We start from the raw sequence: 21173 nt of genomic DNA, 5'->3' as shown, positions 1-21173 counted from the left end.
TGATCAGATATCGTTGCCGTCCTTCTGCGGCTTGCTGACCGCCGAGGGGCGCGGCACCTGGGAGACCCGCTGCGGCGGCCCGGCGACCGCGATCGTCGCCACGATCGTCTCCCCCTGCTCGGCTATCCCGGTCAGCGACACTCCCGTCGCCTGTCCGAGGTGGGAGGCCGAGCTCGGCGTCGACGTCGGAGTGAGGGAGGTGTTGGCCGACGTCCCCGGATAGGGATCGCCGCCGTCGCCCCGATTGCGGTTGAGCTCGAGATCCAGCGCCGCGTCGGCCTGCACCAGCGCGACCTTGTAATGGTTCTCGTCCCGGTTGTCCGGCTGGTCCTCGTCGATCCGCCAGATCAGCATCCCGTCGCCGGGCAGTTTCGCGTCGTAGCCGGTGCGCCGCCGATGCTCGGCCAGGAAGTACTCCGGCCCGGAGGCGCCGTCGTGCCACAGCCGCAGCACGTTGTGGCTGTCCTTGACGTCGGGCAGGGTCACGTCGCCGGCCGCGGTCACATTGGTCACCGACACCCAGCCCTGACCGGCCTTGCACCAGGCCGACGGGTGGGCGGGCACGTCACCGCCGCCGTTCCACTCGCCCGCGCCCATCAGGCACCACGAGCCGACGCCGGCCGAGGAGTAGTCGGCGTCGTACAGGTCGGGGAAGCCGAACAGCAGGTGACCGAGCTCGTGGGCGCACACGCCGAGCTTGGCGTCCTCGCCGACGGTCAGGTAGCCGTAGACGGTGATGCCGTCGGTCCGGCGCGGCTCGCGCAGCGCGAACTTGTGCGACCAGATCTGCGTGTCCGGGTCGGACGGCCGGGTCTCGCCCCCGCGACCGGCGTGCACGATGATGAACGCGTCGACCAGCCCGTTGCCGTCGTTGTCGTAGGGCCCGAAGTCCACGTCCGGGTCGGCCGCCGCGGCGGCGGAGACGGCCATGTCGCGGGCGCGTTTGGTGCCGAGCGGATTGCCGACACCGCAGCCGTAGTCGCCGTTGGCGTACCAGGCGATGGTCTCGGGCATCCGGTACGGGCCGAGCACCTCGCCGTCGAGGTCGATGAGCCCGTGGCTGACCTCGCGGTAGTACTCCCGGACGCTGCCGTGCTCGAGGAGGCCGGTGGAGAAGAACAGTTCGCGGAAATGATCGGCGGTCGCCGTCATCGGCTGATCCTCGAAATCGACGAGGACGACCACGGCGCGAATGGTGCCGCGCAACGGAGTCCGGGCCGCGGCCGCGTTCCGGATCGTCGCGGCCGGCGTTCCGGGCCGGTAATAGTCGGGTGGGAAGATCGCGCCGTCGTTCAATCCGACTTCGTCCGTATCACCACGCAGCACCATGCGGGAGGCGATGGCCGGATCATTGTTCGAGCGCAGATTCTGCAGCTGCTCGTTCAGATAGTCCTGCAACTCCGGGCTGGGTGCGGATCCGTACGACATAATCGTCACCCTACGAATCGCCACGCCCGGCCCCGGCCCACCTTTCGGTCAGGTCACGATGGAAGATCCGGCGGCTTCCCCAGCGCTCGCAGCCCGGCCGCCAGCAGTTCGGGGACGGCCTGTTCGGCCGAGGCGGAGGCCCGGTCGGCCGCGCGATAGCTGATCCCCTGCGCGATCACGGCCAGTTTGAAGTTGGCCAGCGCCAGATAGAACGGCCAATGGTCGAGCGATATCCCGCGCCGCTGCGCATAGGCCGAGGCGATCGCGTCGGCCGAGGGCAGGCGGTCGCTGGCCCAGGCCGCGTCGAGGCCGAGGATCGGGTCGAGCTGCGGCTGGCGGTAGACGCACATCAACGCGATGTCGGTGAGCACGTCGCCGACCGTGGCCAGTTCCCAGTCGACCACCGCCAGGACCTTGCTGATGTCGGCATTGTCGAGCAGCGTGTTGTCGATCCGGAAATCGCCGTGCACCACGCCGATGTGGGTGCTCGCGGCGGGCAGCGCGGAGACCAGCCGGGCGTGCAGGGTCGTGGCGTCGGCCAGGTCGTGGCTCTTGACCTCGGTCCACTGCCGCCACCAGAGGCGCACCTGGCGTTCGAGGAAGCCGTCGGGGCGGCCCAGCGCGCCCAGCCCCACGTCGTGGACGTCGAGCGAGTGCAGGTCGGCCAGCACCCGCACCAGCTCGGTCACGCACGATTCGAGTTCACGGTCGGTGAACCGGTCGAGCTGCGACCGGGTACGCACGACACGGCCGGTGACGAAGGCCGACACCGCGAAGGGTGCCCCGATCACCGACGGGTCCTCACACAGTGCGACCGCGGGCGGCACCGGGACCGCGCTGTACTGCAGGGCCTGGGTGACCCGCCATTCGCGCGCCACGTCGTGGGCCGACGGCGTGAGCCCGGTCAGCGGCGGGCGGCGCACGATCCAGCGGTGGGGACCGTCGGTGACCTCGTACGTCAAATTGGACCGTCCGCCGCTCACCAGCGTGCTGGTCAGCGGCCCGGCAACCGGCACGCCCGCGCTCTCGAGGAAGGCGCGCACACCGCGCACGTCGAGGGCGCTCACGCCCGGTATCCCGGGGTGCCGGCGCGGCTCATCACGATCTCGTTGATCACCGTACGGGCCGACAGGTCGAGCAGCGTGGTCACCGTCCGGGCGATGTCCTCCACCGGGATCATCGCCTCGGGTGGCACGGTGTCGTGGACCCAGGCGCTCATGTCGGTGTCGACATAACCCGGCGCGATGGCGGTCGCCGTCACTCCGTGTGCCGATTCCTCGGCGTTGATCCCCCGGCACAACGCGAGGAGGGCCGCCTTGCTCGCCCCGTACGCGGTCAGCGAGGGCTCCGCGTGCAGTCCGGTGATCGAGCTGAGCGCGATGACCCGGCCACCGCCGCGGGCGGCCCGCAACTTGGGGAGAGCCAGGCTGACCAGCTCGAACGGCGCCCGGGTGTTCAACGCGAACTGCTTGTCGAACCGCCGCATCGGATAGCCGTCGAGCGGCGCCGCCGAGCCCACTCCCGCGGCCAGGATCAGCGCGTCGAGATCACCCTGTTCTTCCATGATCGCGGCCGGCGCTCCGGGATCGGCGAGGTCGACGGCTACCACCCGATCAGCGCCGCCGATCTCGTCGGCCACTGCCTGCAGGCGTACGGGATCGCGGGCCACCAAAGTCAATCGCCAGCCCTGGGCGGCCAGCGCGAGCGCGATGCCCCGCCCGATCCCCCGCGAGGCTCCGGTGATCAGGGCCGACCTCACGGCGCACGCTCGACGATCGACCGTGCGATCGACAGGTAGCGTTCGAGCAGCGCCTCGACCGGCAGCGACCCGTCCGGCCGATACCACGACGCCACCCCCACACAGAGCGACGCGATGGCCCGGCTGGCGTCCTTCGGATAGGGCGTCGAAAAGATCCCCTCCCGTACGCCGTCGAGGATCACCTGGTCCAGCATGCGCTGCTGCTCGTCGCGCTTGGCCACGTAGCGCTCGCGGTTGGCCGGTTCGAGGCTGCGCAGTTCGGCGGTGGAGACGGTTGCTCCCGTACGCCGGTACATGTGGAACCGCAGCAGCGACTCGACCAGCGCGTCGAACTGCGCCCGCGGACCTGTCCCGGCCGAGGCCAGAGCCTGTCTGCTGCGCTCGAGCAGTTCGTCGATGATGACGTTCATCAGGTCGAACAGGATGTCCTGTTTGGACGGATAGTAGTGGTAGACCCCCGGCACGGACAGCCCCGACCGGCGCGCCAGATCCCGCGTCGTGGTGCCGTGGTAGCCGTGCTCGTAGAAGGCGTGCAGCGCGGCGTCGAGGATCCGGGAGAAGTCGAGTTCCCCGTACTCCCGCCAGTCGTTCTCGGCGTTCATCGGCTCGGTCTGGACCTCTCTCGTGGTGGAACCCGGGCGGCTCACAGCTTGCCCGCCCGCTCGGTGCCGCGGTGTTGCAGGGCTCCCCGTCGTGCCCGGGCCACCTCGATCAGCGCATCCAGGGCCGCCGAGTCGTCCACGGCTCCCCGATCGATCACCCGGGCCGGATCGGCCCCCTGCAGGATGCGTTTGACGGGAACTTCGAGCCGCTTTCCCGTACGCGTGTGCGGCAAACCCGCCACCACGATCACTTCGTCGGGCACGTGCCGGCGCGAGGCCCGCTCGGCGATCACCTGGCGCACCTTCTCCACGTCGAGATCGTTTTTCGTCACCAAGAACAGCGGCATCCAGTACCCGCCGCCCGGCTCCTCGACCCCGACCACGAGCGCGTCGACCACCTCGGGCAGATCGGCCACAGCCGCATAGATCTCGGCCGACCCCAGCCGAACCCCGTGCCGGTTGATGGTCGCGTCAGACCGTCCGTGGATCACGTAGGTGCCCCGGGTGGTCCGCTCGATCAGGTCGCCGTGCCGCCACACGCCCGGGAACGTCTCGAAATACGTCTCCCGCAGCTTTGTGCCATCCGCGTCGTCCCAGAACCGCAGCGGCATCGACGGCATAGGCGCGGTGATCACCATCTCCCCCGCTTCCCCGTCCGCCGCCGGCTGCCCGTCAACGGTCCACACCTCAACCGCGGCCCCCAGCGCAGGCGCACTGATCTCCCCGTCGAACACCGGCGTATTCGGCGCGCTGGACACAAAGATCCCGCAGATATCGGTCCCGCCACTCATCGAGCCCAACTGAACCCGATCGCTGACCGCCGCCCGAAACCACGCGTTCGACCCGGCCGGCAGCACCGACCCGGTGACCCCGACCATCCGCAGTTCCCCGGCCCCCGGTTCGAGCCCGGCCTTCTGCGACGCTTCGAGATATCCCGGGCTGGTCCCAAAAACGGTCACGCTTTCATCGACCACAATCCGCCAGAGCGCATCCGTCCCCGGCGAGGTAGGCCGCCCGTCGTACAGCACGATGGTCGCCCCGTGCAGAAGCCCACACACTTGCGCGTTCCACATCATCCAGTTGGGCGTCGTGTACCAGAAGAAAACGTCGGAAGCGCGCAGATCCATATGCAGCCCAGGCGACACGAGCTGTTCGAGCAGCACCCCGCCGTGCCCATGCACAATGCCCTTGGGCTTACCGGTAGTCCCCGACGTGAACAACACCCACAACGGATGCCCAAACCCCACAGACAGGCTCCCCCGTACGGGTTCCCCCGCGAGCGCCTCCGCCCAGGTCCCGCTCGTGTCGCCCACGTGCGCGGCTTCGGCGTTGTCCGTAACGCTCAATCCCGCGGACCCGACGGCGACCGTCTTGCTCACATGCGCGGCATCGGCGTCGTCCGTAACGCTCAGTCGTGCAGTCGCGGCATTGACCGTGTCGCTCACACCCGCGATCCCGCGATTGTCCGTGCTGCTCACCGCCGCAGACCCAACACTTCTCGGGCCGCTCAACCCGGTCACGCCATGAGTGACCGCATCGCTCAGTCCATCGGTCGCGGCGGTGTTCGCGTCGCTCACCGGATTGGGCGCGACGTTCGCCTCGGCGTTCGCTGTCACCGCGGTGAGCGGATCGCTCACATGAACGGTTTGGGCATTGTCCGTAGCGCTCATTCCCGCAGTCCCGGCAGTGACCGTGTCGCTCACACGCGCGGCTCCGGCATTGTCCGTTGCGCTCAGCCCGGCGGTTTCGATGGTTATCGTGTGCTCAAGTCCGGGCAGTAGAGTGCGCAGTTTGCGGGCCTCGGCGCGGCGGTCGTGGACCTTGCCGCCGAAGCGGTAGCCGGTGCCGGCGAACAGGATCCGCGGTGACAGCTGGGCCATCCGTTCGGCGGCCGATGGTGCTGCGTAGTCGAGTCCGGTCTGGGCCCACACGGCGCCGACCATCGCGGTGGCAACGAAAGCGACCACGCCCTCGATGCAGTTGGGCAAGTAGGCCGCCACCCGGTCGCCCGGCTCGACGCCGAGTGCCCGCAGGTGCCCGGCGACGGCGGCCGACTGTTCGCGTAACTGTGCGTAGGTGAGCGTTTCGCGCACGCCGCCCTCGCCGACCAGGACCACCGCGTTCTGGTCGTCGGCACCGGCGCGCACCAGGTGGTGGCCGAAGTTGAGCGTTCCGCCGGGAAACCAGTCCGTGCCGGGCATCGTTCGCTCAGCCAGCGCCGTCCGCGGCTGCGCGTCCCAGTCGACGGCGAAGAACTCGGCCACCGCCGCCCAGAAGTCGCCCGGCTCGCTCACCGACCACGCATGAAGCGCGCGATAGTCGCTCACATCGTCCAGCGGCGCCCGCCCCTGATCGACCAGCCACTGAGCGAACCGCACGATCCGGGTGCCACGAACCGCAACCGGATCGGGCCGCCAGACCGCCGGCTCCGCCTCGGCAAGCCGCGAGTCCGTTGCCGCGTCCGAGGTCCCGGCCACATCAGGCAGACCGGCCATCGCTGTCGCGCCGGGGATCGCCGCCTCATCGGGCAGCCCGCTTTTCGCTGCCGCGCCGGGCGTCGGCACGCCGTCGGGCAACTCGCTCATCGCCGCTGCACCGGGCGCCTGCAACCCGTCGGGCAACCCGCTACTTGCCGCTGAGTCGGGCACCCGCACACCGTCGGGCAACCCGCTGACCGCCACCACGCTGGGCGCCTGCAACCAGTCGGGCAGACCGCTACTCGCCGCCGCGCCGGGCGCCCGCACGCCGTCGGGCAACCCACTGACCGCCGCCGCGCCGGGCGGCCGCAACCCGCCGGGCAACCCGCTCATCGCCGCCGCGCCGGGCGCCTGCAACCAGTCGGGCAGACCGCTACTCGCCGCCGCGCCGGGCGTCGGCACGCCGTCGGGCAACCCACTGACCGCCGCCGCGCTGAACGTCGACACGCCGTCACGCAACCCACTGACCGCTGCCGCGCTGGGCGTCGGCACGCCGTCGGGCGGCTCGGCCGCGGGGGCTGCGCTGGGCTCCTGGGGCTGGGCGGGGAGGCCGGCCGTAGGGGCCGGGTCGGGAGTGGGGGGCATCAGCGCCGCCCGGGCCAGAGGGAACCGCGGGTCAGCACTACGTCTACCGCTACGGCGATGATGAGGACGGCGCCGGTGGCGAAGTACTGGACCTCGGTGGTCAGGCCCAGCAGCTGCACGCCGTTGCTGATGGAACCTATTACCAGGGCGCCCAGGATTGCCGACCAGATGGAGCCGCGGCCGCCGAAGAGGCTGGTGCCGCCTACCACTGCGGCGGCGATCGCGTTCAGCATCAACGGGCCGCCGCCCGACGTCACCGAGACGCCCAGCTGGCGGGAGGCGTCGATCATGCCGGCCACCGCGGCGCACGCACCGAGGATGAGGAAGGAGTAGAGGACCATGCGGCGTACGGGAACGCCTGCTCTTTGGGCTGCTTCCCGGTCGCCACCTACGGCGTACAGGTGAATGCCGTATCGGGTTTGCGTCGTGAAATACCAAGCGATGAGCAGCATTACGGCGACGATCAGGACCGGCATGGGCAGGCCGCGCTGGCGGGTCAGGATGAAGACGCCGCCGAACAGGACCACGCCGGCCACTACCGCGGGGATGAGCACCGCGATCGGGGAGGTGCGGGTGCCGGTGGAGAGGCGTTCGCGGAACTGGTAGAGGCGGTAGGCGGCGAACGCGAGGGTGGCTACGGCGGCCAGCAGGTAGCTCGTGCCGGCGGGGATGGCCGTGCTCGCGATCTTGGCGAACGGGGTGCCGGCGACGCTGACGGTGAACTCGGGTGGCAGCACGACCAGGATCAGGCCCTGGAGGATGACCATGCCGCCGAGCGTGACGATCAGGGATGGCACGCCGAACGTGATGACCAGGGCCTCGATCAAGGTGATGGCCATGCCGGCCAGGATCGCGACCACGATGGCCAGACCCAGCGGTAGTCCGCTGTTGACGGCCAGGCCGGCGGCCAGGGCGGCGCACACACCCGAAAGCACGGCCGACGACAGGTCGATCTCGCCGACCAGCAGCACGAAGACCACGCCCAGGGCGAGGATCGCGGTGGTGGCGATCTGCAGTGTCAGGTTGGTGATGTTGCGGAAGCTCAGGTAGGCCGGGCTCTGGCTGTAGAAGACGATCCAGATGATGGCCAGCACGACCAGCACGGGAATGCTGCGGTGCCCGCGCGCGGCCACGTCGATGAACCGGGCGACCGGGCTGCGGGGGCTCTCCGGCGGCGCGGAGGTGGGTGTGGTCGTGAGGCTCACTGAACAGGACCTTCCTCGTGGGCGCCGGTCATGGCGCTGACCAGGTCGGACGGGGTGTATTCGCCGCGCCGGAACTCGGCCACCTTGGTGCCCAGGCGCAGCACCACGACCCGATCGGCGACCTGGCGGACGTCCTTCATGTCGTGGGAGATGACGACCACGCCGCGGCCCTGGTCGCGCAGCCGGTGGATCAGGTCGAGCACCTCGCCGCGCTGGGAGACGCCGAGGGCGGCGGTCGGCTCGTCCAGGATGACCACGGCCGGGTCGCTGATCAGCGCGCGGCAGATCGCGATGCCCTGCCGCTGGCCGCCGGACAGGGCGACGACGGGGGTGCTGAGCGAGCGCAGTTTGACCGACAGCGACTCGAGGATCCGCTGGGCCTGTTCCTCCATGACGTGCCGGCGGATGCGGCGGCCCGTCCAGATCGGGCCGTAGCGCTCCTGGCCGAGGAACAGATTCTGGACGGCGTCGAGGTTGTCGCACAGGGACAGGTCCTGGAACACCGTGCGGATGCCGGCGTCGGCCGCCGCTTTGGGTGACACCAGGCGGGCGCTCTCGCCGCGGACCCGGATCTCGCCGGTGTCCGGCGACTCCACACCGGACACGATCTTGACCAGGGTCGACTTCCCGGCGCCGTTGTCGCCGATGAGCGCGACGACCTCGCCCGGGTGCACCGACATGTCGATCTCGTGCAGGGCCCGTACGCCGCCGAAGTGTTTCGAGATCTTGGTGAGCTCGAGCAGACTCATGGTGTCCTCCCCGGAAGGTGGCCGGCGCGGGCCGGCCACCTCTCCCCTAGCGGCTACTTGTTGCGGGTCTTGCAGGTCTCGGTGCCCTCGGCCGGGCCCACGCAGATCTGCGCCCAGGTGAAGATGCCGAGGTCGACCGCCTTCTGCACGGCGTCACCGGGGTCCTTGCCGTCCTCGAGGTGGATCAGCGTCGACTCGAGCTTGGCCGTCGGCACCTGCATCGCACCGTTGTCGATCGTGTCCTTGACCAGGTCGGCCGGCGGCTGCTCGCCCTTCATGGCGGCGAGCGCGACCTTGGCCGCTCCTTCCGCCTCGACCGAGAACGCCTTCAGAACGTTGTCCTGCTGGTCACCCGTCAACATGTATTGCAGGCCGGTGAGTTCGGGGTTCTGTCCCCCGTACACGGGAAGCTTGAGGTTTTTGCCCTTGAGCGCCGCGATGATCCCGGCGGTGATGCCGTCGTAGAAGCCGAAGAACGCGTTGACCCCGTTCTGCGTCTTGGTGAGGCACTGCTCGGTCGCCTTGGTGGCGTTGTCGGGCGCCCAGTCCTTGATGTAGTCCTCGCAGACGACCTGGATGTCGCCGCTCGCGATCAGGGGCTCGATGATCTTGTTCTGCCCGGCGAGCATCTGGGTGGTGTAGACGTCACCCTTGTTGCCGTACTGGCGGGAGATCTTGACCGGCTTGGCGCCCAGTTTGCCGCTGCTGACCTGCTCGGCGAAGTAGGTGGCCTGCTGCTCGCCGACCTTCTCGGGGTCGAAGATGACCTGGGCGTAGAGCTTGCCCTTGACCGGCGGGTTCTCGTAGCCGATGACCGGCACCTGGGCCTGCTCGGCCTGTTGCAGCAGGCCGGCGCTGGTGTTCGGGTCGGCCGCCACCACCACGAGGGCCTTGGCGCCGGCCGCGATCGCCGCGTTGGCCTGGGCGAGCTGCTGGTTGGAGTCGCCGCCGGCGTTGACGAACTTGACCTCGACGCTGGGGTCGAGCGCCTTGATCGCCTTCTCGAAGGCGGGGCCGTCCTGCTGGATGTAGCGGGTCGGGGTGGTGTTGGGGGCCATGAAGTAGACGAGCTTGGGGCCGTCGCCGCCGCCGCTCGCGGTGCTGCCGTCGCCCGAGTCGCCGCTTCCGCAGGCCGAGAGGAGGAGAAGACAGGTTATGGCGGTTGCTCCGAGGGAACGTTTCATTTGGTGACTCCTCTGCTCTTCCGCCTGTTTCGGCGGTTACAGGGCATGGGGGATCGCGCCGTCTCCTCGTCGCGGTCTAGAGTCGCCCCTCTCTCCCGGGTGGGTGGGGGAGGTGGTGGCTGCTCCAAAACGCGATCATGAAAACGGCGACAGAAAAAGCGATTACTCCGGCGAAATCCCCGCGTGCTTGGCGGTGATCTGGAGCGCCAGGTGCTTGGAATAGATGCGTACCCAGGCGAGCGGTCCCCCCATGTACCAGAACGCCGGATGCCCGGTGCGCCGGTAGAGTCCGCCGATTTCGCCGTCCTCGCCGATGCCGAGGACGAGCGGGAGCCGGTCGGCGACCTCGTCACCGAAGAGCCGGCGAGCCGTCTCGCGCATGTTCCGATAACCGGTCGCGAGCACGACGAGGTCGGCCTCCAGAGTGCGGCCGTCCTCCAGACGGATGCCGTCGGGGGTGAACTCGGCCAGCCCGGATCCCTGGGCCAGCTTGATCTTCCCGTCGGCGATGAGCCCCGAAGCGCCCACGTCGATGTAGTAGCCGCCGCCGTAGGCGAGGGCGTAGCCCATCAGGCCGGTGCCGTCGGGGCCGTCGTTGCGTTTGAAGCCGACCGCGTCGAGCGCCGCCAGAAGATCAGCGTCCTTACGAGCGGTTTCCCGTACGCCTTCTTTGGCCATCTCGAGCACGAGCGGCCACGGGGTTCCGGCCGCCAGCAGGTCGGCGTATTTGGTCGGCGGGCCGCCCTCGACGAAGTTGCTGCCGAAGATCGCCGGAATGCCGTGCTGCTGGCTGATGATGTGCGTGGACGAGCGCTGGACGAGGGTGACGTCGGCGCCGGCCTCGTACAGGTCCTGGGCGATGTCGTGGCCACTGTTGCAGGCGCCGACGACAACGGCCCTCTTGCCGGCCCAGTCCTTGGCGTTCCGGTGCTGGCTGGAGTGGTAACTCGTGCCTTCGAAATCGCCGGGCACGGACGGGACGTTGGGCTCGCCCGCGGCGCCCGTGGCCAGAATGACGTCACGCGGGTGGATGACCCGCTCGCCGTCGGGCAGAGAGACATGCAGCGTCCAGCGGCCGATCGTCTCGTCGTAACTGCTCGACGTCATTTCGGCCGAGGTCCAGACGTTGAGCTCCATCGCCGAGGCGTACGACTCGAACCAGTCGGCGATCTTGTCCTTGGGGCAGTAGACCGGCCACGACTCCGGATACGGCATGTAGGGCAGCGCGTCGGCCCACACCGGGTCGTGCAGCACCAGCGAGTGGTAGCGCTTGCGCCAGCCGTCGCCGACCCGTTCACTCTTCTCCAGGATCAGCGTGTCGACGCCCATCAGCCCGAGGTTGGCGGCGACGGCGAGACCACCCTGACCGGCTCCGATCACCACGACGTCGGGGTCGGAGTTCTCGTAGCGGACGTGCTCCTCGCGCTTGTCCCGCCAGTTGCGCGTGGTCGCCTCGTGGCGCGGGCCCTTCGACCGGTGCGGGCCGATCCGGCGCTCGTGGCCGCGCAGATCGTCGAGTTCGGTGAGCACCGTCCAGGCGGCCCAGGCACCATCGACATTCCTCAGCCGTACGGCTCCACGCCCGTACCCGAGCGGCGTCTCGAACCCGATGAACCCCTCGACGACGTCGTCGCCGGCGAATCGCGGACCGAACTCGGTGGTCATCGTGAGGTTGGTGACCGAGTCCGGGGTGAGGTGCCCGGTCAGCATCGCCGCCACGTTGTCGCGCCCGTGGTAGACGCCCAGGTCCCAGGTCAGCGCGAGCAGGTCGCGCCACCAGCAGTCGGCGTCGAGCAGCGCGGTGGTCGCCGCGACGTCGGCCGATTCGAGTGCCACCGTCAGCTTGTCCAGCCAGGCGGCGAACGTGGATTCGGCCGTGACCTCGGTAGTCATGGCTTGATGTGTCTCCGTCGCCATTGACGCGCCCTTCCCGTCCGTATCAGAGTGATACAGCCCGAGCGATCGCTCGGTAGGCAGAGTGTGGACCTACGACGGAGTGAGAAGCAACACTCCCGGAAACTTTTTCGCAATCAGTTCGACACGGGAACCGAGGGCGCTCATGACCAGCCGAATCGACGATCTGACGGCGCGTACGCGGGCCTTCATCGACGAGCATGTGATCCCCGTGGAGGACAAATCGGACGGCGACATCGCGGCGGCCGGGGGCGAGCCGGTGCGCACCTCGCTTCAGGCGCTCGCGCGTTCCGCCGGTGTGTTCGCGCCCCACGCCCCCACGGCGTACGGGGGAATGGGTCTGAACATGGTCGATCGCGCGCCTATCTTCGAGGCGGCCGGGCGCTCGTTGTTCGGGCCGATGGCGCTCGGCATCAACGCGCCCGACGAGGGGAACCTGCACCTGCTCGACCAGGTCGCGTCGGACGCCCAGCGCGCCCGCTATCTCGCGCCGCTGGCCGACGGAACGGTGCGTTCGGCGTTCGCGATGACCGAGCCGCCACCGGGTGCCGGGTCCGATCCGTCGGCGCTGCTCACCGCGGCTGTTCCCACCGGCGACGGCTGGGTCATCAACGGCCGGAAGAAGTTCATCACCGGGGCCGACGGGGCCGGCTTCCTGATCGTGATGGCGCGCACTTCCGGCGGCGCGACCATGTTCCTGGTGCCGGCCGATCGACCTGGGATCGGACTTGTCCGGCATGTCACGACCATGGACAAGTCAATGCTCGGCGGGCATTGCGAGCTTTCCTTCGATGCCGTACGCGTCGACGCCGCCGACGTGCTCGGCGAGGTGGACCAGGGTTTCCGGTACGCCCAGGTGCGCCTCGGCCCGGCCCGGCTCACCCACGTGATGCGATGGCTCGGCGCGGCCCAGCGCGCCCACGAGACCGCGGTGGCCTACGTCAGCGGACGCTCCGCCTTCGGCAGCCCCCTCGCCCGGCAGGGCATGGTCGAGCTGATGATCGCCGACAACGAGATCGACCTCGCGGCGACCCGATCGTTGCTGCTCACGGCGTGCCGGGTACTCGACGCGGGCGGCCCCGGGCGGGAGGAGACGTCGCTGGCCAAGGTGTTCGGGGCCGAGGCGCTGCACCGGGTGGCCGACCGGGCGGTGCAGATGTGCGGCGGGGCCGGCGTGTCGGCCGACCTGCCGGTGGCCCGGATCGCGCGGGAGATCCGGCCGTTCCGCATCTACGACGGGCCTTCCGAGGTGCACCGGATGTCCCTGGCCCGGCGTGCCGTCCGCCGCTACGGGGATTCTTGTCGTACCCCCGGCGGACAATGAGTTCATGGGATCGATGAGGGCGCAGGCGAGCATCGCCCACGTCGATCTCGACGCGATGTTCGCCGCCGTCGAGCAACGCGACAAGGTGTCGCTCCGGGGCCGTCCGGTGATCGTGGGCGGCGTGGCCGGGCGGGGCGTCGTGTCCACGGCGTCCTACGAGGCGCGCCGCTACGGCGCCCGGTCAGCGATGCCGACCGCCGAGGCCCGGCGCCGCTGCCCGCCCGGCACGGCCTTCCTGTCGCCCCGCTTCCCGGCCTACCGCAAGACCAGCGAGATCGTCATGGCCCTGCTGGCCGAGGTGTCCCCGCTGGTCGAGCAGGTCTCGATCGACGAGGCCTACGTCGACCTGGCCGGCCACCACGACCTGTCGCCGGCCGGGGTGACCGCCCTGGCCGAGCAGATCCGGGCGTCGATCGCCGACGCCACCGGCGGGGTCACCGCGTCGATCGGCGTCGGCAGCTCCAAGCTGGTCGCCAAGATCGGCTCCGATCTGAACAAGCCGGACGGCCTGACCGTCGCCCCCGCCGGCCAGGAACAGGCGCTGCTGCACCCGTTGCCGGTGACCCGCCTGCCCGGCGTCGGGCCGGCCACCGCCGAACGGCTGCGCCGGGCCCGTGTGCATACGATCGGCGACCTCTTCGCGATCACGCTGCCCGACCTGATCGACTGGTTCGGCCAGGCCCACGGCGCCGGGCTCTACCGCCTGGCCCGGGCCGACGACGACCGCCCGATCGTCAGCGAACGCGAGGCCAAGTCGGTCTCGGCCGAAGAGACGTTCGACGTCGACCTGACCGACCGCGCCCGGCTCAACACCGAACTCGACCTGCTCGCGGCCCGGGTCGGCGGCCGCCTGCGCTCGGGCGGGCTGTCGGCCCGCACGGTGACCATCAAGGTCCGCCACCACGACTTCACGACGATCACCCGCTCGGCCACCCGCCCCCAGCCGACCGACGACCCGCAACTCGTCGCCCAGTTGGCCCGCCGGCTGCTGGCCGAGGTCGACACGTCGGCCGGCATCCGCCTGCTGGGCGTCGGCGCCACGACGCTGGCCGACTTCGTGCAGGACGACCTGTTCGCCGCAGCACTCGCGGGCGCCTCCCCCACCAGCGCGGGCGCCTCCCCCACCAGCGCGGGCAGTGACCCGACGCCTTCGCTGTTCAGCAGCGATCAGGTGGGCGCCGACTCGACACTCGCGTCGGGCGACCATCACACCGACAACGCCTCGACACCCGCTTGGGGCGGCGACCATCAGGCGGGCGCTGCCTCGACACCCGCGTGGGGCGGCGACCATCAGGCGGGCGCTGCCTCGACACCCGCGTGGGGCGGCGACCATCAGGCGGGCGCTGCCTCGACACCCGCGTGGGGCGGCGACCATCAGGCGGGCGCTGCCTCGACACCCGTGCCGGTCGGCGATCATCGGGGCGGGTCGGACTCGATGCCTGTTCAAGCTGTTTCCCCGGGGGTCGGCGTTGACCCGTCAGCGACTCCTCTCGTCGTGTGGCGGCCGGGCCAGGATGTCCGGCACGAGATCCACGGCGCCGGCTGGGTGTGGGGCAGCGGCCGCGGCCGGGTGACGGTCCGCTTCGAGGGCCCGAACACACCGCCCGGCCCGGTCCGCACCTTTCCCGTCGACGACCCCGCGCTCGAGGCGGCCGATCCCCCCGACTGGCGATAGCGGCCCTCCAGCCCGCGGCGGCGCGGCTGACAATTCGACGAGCTCAAGCTTTGCGATGCGCCCCGCGCCCGCGAACGGCAGGAGCAGCAGGTGTGCGCCCAGCCCGGGCACGCGGCTCGCGCAACCGACGCCGTGAACGCGGCCTCAGGACTGATCGTCGTTGCTCGGACTGCTGATGCCCCGCCGGGCGAACGAAGCGGCGACCTGGTCGAAGACCGCGGAGGCGAGGTCAGGCCGGTTCACGGCCTCGGCCAGGGGCAGCTCAACCTGCCCGTCATAGCCGGACAGGCCGGTCTGCTCCTCCACGATCCGGCCGAGCTGGTAGATCGTCCGCACGATGCGCCGAGCGTCTTCGCCCTTGTACCAGTACGGCACGGTGATGCCCGCTTCACCGGTGAAGAGAGTCAGCTGGATGCCGGTCGGCTCGTGATCAAGTTCGTAATAGTCGTCGTCGCGGTGCTCGGAGACCTCACCGAGCACCGCGCGCGCATGGTGCAGCACGCCGGCCCACACCTGACTGTCGGGCAGGCCGTCCGGCTCCGCGTCTTCCAAGGCCTCGAGGGCCTCTTCCCAGGACTGCCATGCTTCCTTGATCAGGAAGGTCAGGTCGTAACTCATGGCCCGGACTCTACGCAAGATCATGCTGTGCACACGGCCGTCCCCTGCGGCTTACTGCTGGTCGAGCCACTTCAGGATCGCCTGGTTCGTTTCCTCGGGCTTCTCCTGCTGGATCCAGTGACCGCAGTCCAGGCTGACGACTTCCACGTTCGGCACGAAGTCGGCCAGTCGCTCGGACGGCCGCACCGCGTCCCGGTCGCCGTAGATCATCAGGGTGGGCTGGTGGATGATCGGGTCCACCCCGGCCAGCCGGTGCCAGTTGCGGTCCAGGTTCCGATACCAGTTGATGCCGCCCGTGAACCCCGACTCCTCGAAGGCGGCGATGAAAACCGCCAGCTCCTCGTCGCTCATCAACGGCTCACCCGGCGCCGGCTCGGCCGTGGCCAGGCTGATGGGCTCGGGCGGCGCGGGCGGCACGTTCCTGCGGTACAGATTGCGCAGGAAGCGGGACGTGTTCCCGTCCAGCACCGCGTCGGCGACGCCCGGCTGCCGGTTGAAGTGGACGAAGTAGAAGTCGCCGCCGAGCACCTCTTCCATCAACTCGATCCACGGCTTCTCGCCCCGCTCCTGATAGGGCAGGCTCAGATTGATCACCCGGTTGACCCGGTCCGGGTGCAGCAGGGTCAGTCCCCAGACGACGAACGCACCCCAGTCGTGCCCGACGAACGTGGCGTCGGAGTACCCGTAGTGATCGAGCAGCCCGACGAGATCACCCGACAGATTCCCGATGTCGTACGCGGTCACGTCGGCCGGACGCGACGACCGTCCGTAGCCCCGCTGGTTCGGGACGATCACGTGATAGCCGGCGGCGACCAGGGCGGGCACCTGGTGACGCCAGGAGTAGGCGTGCTCCGGCCAGCCGTGACAGAGCACGATCGGCCGTCCGGCGTTGTGCTGTCCGGCTTCGAAGACTTCGAGCTCGACACCGTTGACGGAGAGGATCTCGGGTTCGGGAAATTCGTTGGTCATGGCGCCATCGTGCCGACCAGAACCGGTCATCTCCTGACCGGTTTTCCCGGCATTCTGGTCGGCATGCGAGCCGACCGTCTGATGGCCATCCTCCTTCTGCTGCAACGGCGCGAACAGGTGACCGCCGTCGAGGTCGCCCGCGAACTGGAGATCTCCGAACGCACCGCCCGCCGCGACCTCGACGCCCTGGCCATGGCCGGCGTGCCGGTGTATTCGCTGCAGGGCCGGGGTGGCGGCTGGCGGCTCATGGGCGGCGCCCGCACCGACCTCTCCGGGTTGACCGCGAGCGAGGCCCGCGCCCTGTTCCTGGTGGCCGGACCGGCCTCGGCCGCCACACCGGCCGTGAAAGCAGCGCTGCGCAAACTCGTACGGGCGCTGCCTGAGCCTTTCCGCGTGCAGGCCGAGGCGGCGGCGTCATCGCTGGTGACGGATCCGCAACGATGGGGTTCGGGGCCCGTCGAGCATCGGCCGCCGCGCTTTCTCGACGAACTCCAGGACGCGGTGATCCGCGGCATCCAGGTGCGGCTCGGCTACGTCGACGGCCGGGGCGCCGAGACCGCGCGAACCGTCCACCCACTGGGCATCGTCGCCAAAGGCTCGTCGTGGTATCTCGTCGCCTGCACCGACGCCGGCTTGCGGACCTTCCGGGTCGACCGCGTGTCGTCAGCCGACCGGACCGGCGATCCCGTGCACCGGCCGGCCGACTTCGACCTGGCCGCGAGCTGGCGGGAGATCGCCGACGAGGTCGAACGCCGCCGGACCCCGCTGGAGGCCCAGGCGCTGTGTGTGCCCGACGCGATCGGCCCGCTCCGGATGGCGCTCGGCGACCGGCTCGTGGTCGGCACCGTCACGGCCGACGGTCGCAACGAGGTCGTGATCCGCGGCTACGACGAGTACACGCTCGCCGTCGAAGTCGCCGGATACATCGCATGGCTCCAGGTGACCGGCCCGGCCGGCGTACGGGAAAAGCTGGCCTCGATCGGTCGTGCGCTCACCGAGCGCTACGGCTGAATCAGGGGCGGGCCTTCTGCGGATGGAGCGTCTCGTGCCGGGCCAGCATCGCCACGATCTCGGTGATCTTGCGGGCTCGGGTCTCGGCCCGTTTGACCCCGTTGACCCGGTAGATCAGCGCGAAGATGTTGGCCCTGGTGAGCACGTCGAACATCGCCTGCGCCGCCGGTTCCGCGGCGACCGCGGCCAGCAGATCGGCCGGCACTTCCATCTCCGAAGGCGGTTTGTAGGCGGCCGTCCATCGCCCGTCGGCCTTGGCGGCGTCCACCGCGGCGTGCCCGGCCGGCATCATCAGCCCGGCCGCCTCGAGCCGGGCCACATTGTCGACGTTGCGCTGCGACCAGACGCTGCGAGCCCGGCGCGGGGTGAGCCGCCGCCACGAACTCTCGTCGTCCCGCTTACGCGCCTGCCCGTCGATCCACCCGAAACACAACGCCTCGTCGACCGCCTGCTGCCAGGTCAGCGTGGTCACCGAACCGCCCTTGCGTCCCAGGGCCAGCCACACCCCCGGCGACACCGCATGGTTGTCCACCAGCCACGCCCGCAGAGCCGCCCCATCCACCACGATCAACTCGTCCAACTCGGTTCCGCCCACCACCGCAGGCTAGTGCCTCGCTCAGCCCGCACCGAGACAGCTGCAAGCACCTTCGCCGTCCACGCAACGCGTAGGGCACCGCCCACCATGCCTTAAGCATCCTAGGAACCTAGCCTTGGTAATTTGACCTTGGGGACGCGTACGGCGTACAAGCAAGCGGTGTTGGATGAAGATCTGCTGCGCGAAACCCTGCCCGGGCAATGGCGGGTGCTCGCCACCACGTTTCCGATGTGGCTTTCCGGGCGGCGGCTTCACCCCATTTTCTCGTACGAGGTCATGCCCGCCCCGGCCCTCGCCTTGCGCGACGTCGTCAGCTATCAGACCCGGTCCGGGGCGACCCGCCGCATCACCGGCGTCGACCGGCTCGACCCGGCGAGCGGCGTCTTCACGTGGCGTGGCAACGGTCTGCTCGGCCTGCTGACCAGTCGCTGGCGCGTGACACACCTGAGCGACGACCGCGAACTGGTCGTGCTCACCTTCGACAAGTCCCTGGTCACGCCGGCCGGCACTGACGTCATCGGCCGCGGACCACACGACCGTCCCGAGGCCCGCGACCGGCTCTCCCCCGACCGCACCGGCCCCGTGACCTGGCTCGAATAGCGAGCACCCGGCACAGTCCGGCGCTGCCTGGCACCGCCCGGCAGACGAAGACAGGGCCTGGATCGGGGCGCGCCCGCGGTCCAGACTGGAGGGATGACTCCGCCGCCCGCTGCGCCCGGGATTCCCGTACTGGGAAACGCTCTTCGGATGATGGGGGATGTCCAGCAGTTCTTCGTGGACACCTATCGTGAGATGGGGCCGGTCTATCGGGTGCGGGCGCTCAACCAGTCGTTCGTCATCATGGCCGGGGAGCGGGCCAACCGGTTTCTGCTCGAGCGCGGCGACGAGGTGTTCACGAGCGAGGAGAGTTTCGGCGGGCTGAACTCCGAGTTCGGGATGCGGGTGCACGTGTTGCGCGGGCGGCCGCACCGGCATCTGCGCAAGGTTCTCGGGTCGGGGTTGTCCCGCGATCTGCTGGCCGCGCGCTGGGACGACGTCGCCGCCGAGACGGAGCGGCAGTTCGACACGTGGCCGGGAACGGTGCGGGTGGTCGACCGGTGTCAGCGCCTGGCCGCCGCCCAGTTGTCGATCGCGCTGACCGGGGCGAGTTCGGCCGAGCGGTTCGAGACGTTGCGGTCGGCGTTCGAGCTGGTTCTCGACGTCACCATCGCCGGCAAGTGGCCGCGGGCGACGCTGCAGTGGCCCGCCTACCGCCGGGCGCGCGCCTCGATTCTCGCGTTCGCCCGCGAGGCGCTCGATCACCGCGCCACCCATCCCACCGGCCGTGCCCCCGATCTGCTCGACCGGGCGCTGGCCGCGGTCGACGAGCACGGCGAGCCCTACCCGATGGACGTACGGGCGGGGATGGCGTTGCAGGGCTACTTCGCGGGCATCAACACGCTGGCCTACCTGTACAGCTTCATGTTGTACGCGCTGTCCGCCCACCCCGGCGTGCTGGCGCGGGTCACCGCCGAGGCGAACGACGGGCCGCTGACGTTCGACCGTCTGCGCCGGATGCCCGCCCTGCAGGGGCTGGCCCTGGAGACGTTGCGCGTCTATCCGCCCGCGCCGGGTTCCGCCCGTACGGCGGTGACCGGCTTCGACTTCGAAGGCTTCCACATCGCTCAGGGCCGGCGGGTGCTGGTCGCCACCTCGGTTCCACACCAACTGCCCGAGCATTTCCCCAACCCCGAGCGCTTCGACATCGACCGCGATTTCGGCTCGGCGCGCAAGGCCTCGGTGTACGCGCCGTTCTCGGTCGGCAGCCACACGTGCCTGGGCGCCGGCATGACCGAGGTGCTGTCGGTGGCGACGATGGCCATGCTGGTCCGCCGTCTGATCGTCAGCCCGGCCACGCCGGCCCGGCCGCTGCGGATCACCGCCACTCCCGGCCCGAACCCCGGCAAGCGGTTCACCCTGACCGCCGGCCCGTCAGCTCGACGATCTTCATGACCGGGCGCGGGTGGTCACGTCTTCCTGGGCCAGTTTGCGCAGGGCACCCAGCATCGCGTCGCCCAGCACGTTGATCAGCACGACCGTCTCGGCCTTCTCGTCCAGATCGTCGTCGTTCACCAGCATCGGGACCTCGCGCTCGGCCAGTTCGTGGGCGGCCAGCGCGTACGGACGCAGCAGCGCGACCAGCTCCGGACGCCCCAGCCGATGCAGGGTGGCGATGGTCGACGCCAGAGCGGCCCGCGCCGGATGGTGAGCCCGGACCTCCCAGCCCAACTCGGACAGCAGTTCGTCGACCGCGCTCTCGTCGGCCGGCTGTTCCGGTTCACGGACCAGCGCGTACTGGGTCAGCCCCAACGTCACGTATTCGTCCGCGTCCTTCTCCCGCAGCCGCTTGAACAGGGCGCCCACCGCGGCGATCGGCATCTCACCGACCTCGACCATGGCCCGGATCAGACCCAGCCGCCGTACGTGCGATTCGTCGTAGACGGCCTGGTTGGGGCTGGTCAGCCGGCCCGCCGGGAGCAGCCCCTCACGCTGGTAGAAGCGAATCGTCGGGATGGCCACCCCGGACCGCTCGCTGAGTTCCCCCATGCGCACGCTGCTGTTCCCCTCCCCCGCTCGATGCCCCGACCGGGCTGATAGTAGAGAGCATCACGGCGCGGCCGGGTTCGGGGCCGGGCGGCGGACCGGGATCAGGGCCGCACCCGCGATCAGGGCCAGCAGGGCGATGCAGGCCACGTCGAACACCTGGATCGGCGTGCTGACCAGGGCCTGCGCCTCGGGACGGGTGACGGTGAGCAGCAGGGCGGAGCTCTTGGCCACGATCACCCCGATGGCGACCGGGACCCGTACCGCAGGACGGAACGCGGCCCAGATCAGGGCCAGCCCGGCCAGCAACTGAAAGACGCCGCGATGCTGGAGCAGCGTCAGCACCATGGGCGCGGGGTCGGTGACGCCGTAGCTCGATTCGAGCTGGCCCGGCTGGACCACGGCGATCACGGGCACCGCGGTGAACAGACCCATGCCGATCAGGGCGGCTCGGGTGGCGATCTCGGCTCTCCGGCTCACGGCGGCCTCCATAAT

19 protein-coding genes are annotated in these 21173 nt (G+C 69.8%); 5 read left to right on the top strand and 14 right to left on the bottom strand.

The window, feature by feature from the left end:
• Window positions 1-3: 3 nt before the first annotated feature.
• The 9 genes from KOI35_RS09625 to KOI35_RS09585 all read right to left on the bottom strand — a co-directional run bounded on the left by KOI35_RS09625 (window position 4) and on the right by KOI35_RS09585 (window position 11882).
• Window positions 4-1428, bottom strand: coding sequence for a M6 family metalloprotease domain-containing protein (locus KOI35_RS09625; protein WP_215785743.1), 1425 nt, complete (start codon window positions 1426-1428; stop codon window positions 4-6).
• 53 nt (window positions 1429-1481) lie between these two features.
• A complete protein-coding gene (locus tag KOI35_RS09620) occupies window positions 1482-2495 on the bottom strand; it encodes a phosphotransferase family protein (protein WP_215785742.1) in 1014 nt (337 codons plus the stop codon).
• On the bottom strand, window positions 2492-3187 hold the full coding sequence (locus KOI35_RS09615; protein WP_215785741.1) for an SDR family oxidoreductase: 696 nt from the start codon (window positions 3185-3187) through the stop codon (window positions 2492-2494). The genes KOI35_RS09620 and KOI35_RS09615 overlap by 4 nt, the downstream gene beginning before the upstream one ends.
• The gene (locus KOI35_RS09610) at window positions 3184-3789 is read right to left on the bottom strand and encodes a TetR/AcrR family transcriptional regulator (RefSeq protein WP_215785740.1); all 606 of its coding nucleotides are present in this window, start codon (window positions 3787-3789) and stop codon (window positions 3184-3186) included. The genes KOI35_RS09615 and KOI35_RS09610 overlap by 4 nt, the downstream gene beginning before the upstream one ends.
• Window positions 3790-3830: 41 nt before the next feature.
• Entirely contained in the window at window positions 3831-6713 is a 2883-nt protein-coding gene (locus tag KOI35_RS09605; RefSeq protein ID WP_215785739.1) for an AMP-binding protein, read from the bottom strand.
• A gap of 137 nt (window positions 6714-6850) precedes the next feature.
• Window positions 6851-8056, bottom strand: a complete 1206-nt coding sequence (locus KOI35_RS09600; protein ID WP_215785738.1) for a sugar ABC transporter permease — start codon at window positions 8054-8056, stop codon at window positions 6851-6853.
• Window positions 8053-8805, bottom strand: coding sequence for an ATP-binding cassette domain-containing protein (locus KOI35_RS09595; RefSeq protein ID WP_215785737.1), 753 nt, complete (start codon window positions 8803-8805; stop codon window positions 8053-8055). Before KOI35_RS09595 ends, KOI35_RS09600 begins: the two co-directional genes overlap by 4 nt.
• A 53-nt stretch (window positions 8806-8858) precedes the next feature.
• Window positions 8859-9989, bottom strand: a complete 1131-nt coding sequence (locus KOI35_RS09590) for a substrate-binding domain-containing protein (RefSeq protein ID WP_215785736.1) — start codon at window positions 9987-9989, stop codon at window positions 8859-8861.
• A 162-nt stretch (window positions 9990-10151) separates the two neighbouring features.
• Window positions 10152-11882, bottom strand: a complete 1731-nt coding sequence (locus tag KOI35_RS09585; protein WP_215785735.1) for a flavin-containing monooxygenase — start codon at window positions 11880-11882, stop codon at window positions 10152-10154.
• A gap of 166 nt (window positions 11883-12048) precedes the next feature.
• Here KOI35_RS09585 and KOI35_RS09580 point away from each other — a divergent pair, with 166 nt between their 5' ends.
• Both KOI35_RS09580 and KOI35_RS09575 read left to right on the top strand, forming a co-directional pair.
• The gene (locus tag KOI35_RS09580) at window positions 12049-13227 is read left to right on the top strand and encodes an acyl-CoA dehydrogenase family protein (protein WP_215785734.1); all 1179 of its coding nucleotides are present in this window, start codon (window positions 12049-12051) and stop codon (window positions 13225-13227) included.
• Window positions 13228-13231: 4 nt separating this feature from the next.
• Entirely contained in the window at window positions 13232-14902 is a 1671-nt protein-coding gene (locus KOI35_RS09575; RefSeq protein WP_246612863.1) for a DNA polymerase IV, read from the top strand.
• A 144-nt stretch (window positions 14903-15046) separates the two neighbouring features.
• Here KOI35_RS09575 and KOI35_RS09570 read toward each other — a convergent pair whose 3' ends face one another.
• Both KOI35_RS09570 and KOI35_RS09565 read right to left on the bottom strand, forming a co-directional pair.
• The gene (locus tag KOI35_RS09570; protein ID WP_215785733.1) at window positions 15047-15520 is read right to left on the bottom strand and encodes an endoplasmic reticulum oxidoreductin family protein; all 474 of its coding nucleotides are present in this window, start codon (window positions 15518-15520) and stop codon (window positions 15047-15049) included.
• 51 nt (window positions 15521-15571) lie between these two features.
• On the bottom strand, window positions 15572-16489 hold the full coding sequence (locus KOI35_RS09565) for an alpha/beta fold hydrolase (RefSeq protein WP_246612862.1): 918 nt from the start codon (window positions 16487-16489) through the stop codon (window positions 15572-15574).
• Window positions 16490-16552: 63 nt separating this feature from the next.
• Here KOI35_RS09565 and KOI35_RS09560 point away from each other — a divergent pair, with 63 nt between their 5' ends.
• Window positions 16553-17500 carry a helix-turn-helix transcriptional regulator gene (locus KOI35_RS09560; protein ID WP_246612861.1) on the top strand — a complete coding sequence of 316 codons (948 nt, stop codon included), beginning with the start codon at window positions 16553-16555 and terminating at the stop codon, window positions 17498-17500.
• A 1-nt stretch (window position 17501) separates the two neighbouring features.
• Here the strand turns inward: KOI35_RS09560 and KOI35_RS09555 are convergent, their stop codons facing one another.
• The gene (locus KOI35_RS09555) at window positions 17502-18095 is read right to left on the bottom strand and encodes a YdeI/OmpD-associated family protein (protein WP_215785730.1); all 594 of its coding nucleotides are present in this window, start codon (window positions 18093-18095) and stop codon (window positions 17502-17504) included.
• Window positions 18096-18254: 159 nt separating this feature from the next.
• On the opposite strand from KOI35_RS09555, the gene KOI35_RS09550 reads away from it, so the two are divergent.
• Together KOI35_RS09550 and KOI35_RS09545 are read left to right on the top strand one after the other, a co-directional pair.
• Window positions 18255-18695 (top strand): hypothetical protein, encoded by a 441-nt coding sequence (locus KOI35_RS09550; RefSeq protein WP_215785729.1) that lies wholly within the window; start codon window positions 18255-18257, stop codon window positions 18693-18695.
• 147 nt (window positions 18696-18842) lie between these two features.
• Window positions 18843-20087, top strand: a complete 1245-nt coding sequence (locus KOI35_RS09545; RefSeq protein WP_215785728.1) for a cytochrome P450 — start codon at window positions 18843-18845, stop codon at window positions 20085-20087.
• Here the strand turns inward: KOI35_RS09545 and KOI35_RS09540 are convergent.
• Window positions 20082-20681: a MerR family transcriptional regulator gene (locus KOI35_RS09540; RefSeq protein ID WP_215785727.1), complete on the bottom strand. Its 600-nt coding sequence runs from the start codon at window positions 20679-20681 to the stop codon at window positions 20082-20084. The two genes, KOI35_RS09545 and KOI35_RS09540, sit on opposite strands and share 6 nt — an antisense overlap.
• 60 nt (window positions 20682-20741) lie before the next feature.
• Window positions 20742-21158 carry a hypothetical protein gene (locus KOI35_RS09535; protein ID WP_215785726.1) on the bottom strand — a complete coding sequence of 139 codons (417 nt, stop codon included), beginning with the start codon at window positions 21156-21158 and terminating at the stop codon, window positions 20742-20744.
• Between the last annotated feature and the right edge of the window lie 15 nt (window positions 21159-21173).

The organism is Paractinoplanes bogorensis (genome assembly GCF_018829635.1).
Taxonomy (GTDB): domain Bacteria; phylum Actinomycetota; class Actinomycetes; order Mycobacteriales; family Micromonosporaceae; genus Actinoplanes; species Actinoplanes bogorensis.
This window is presented reverse-complemented; position numbering and strand designations above follow the sequence as displayed.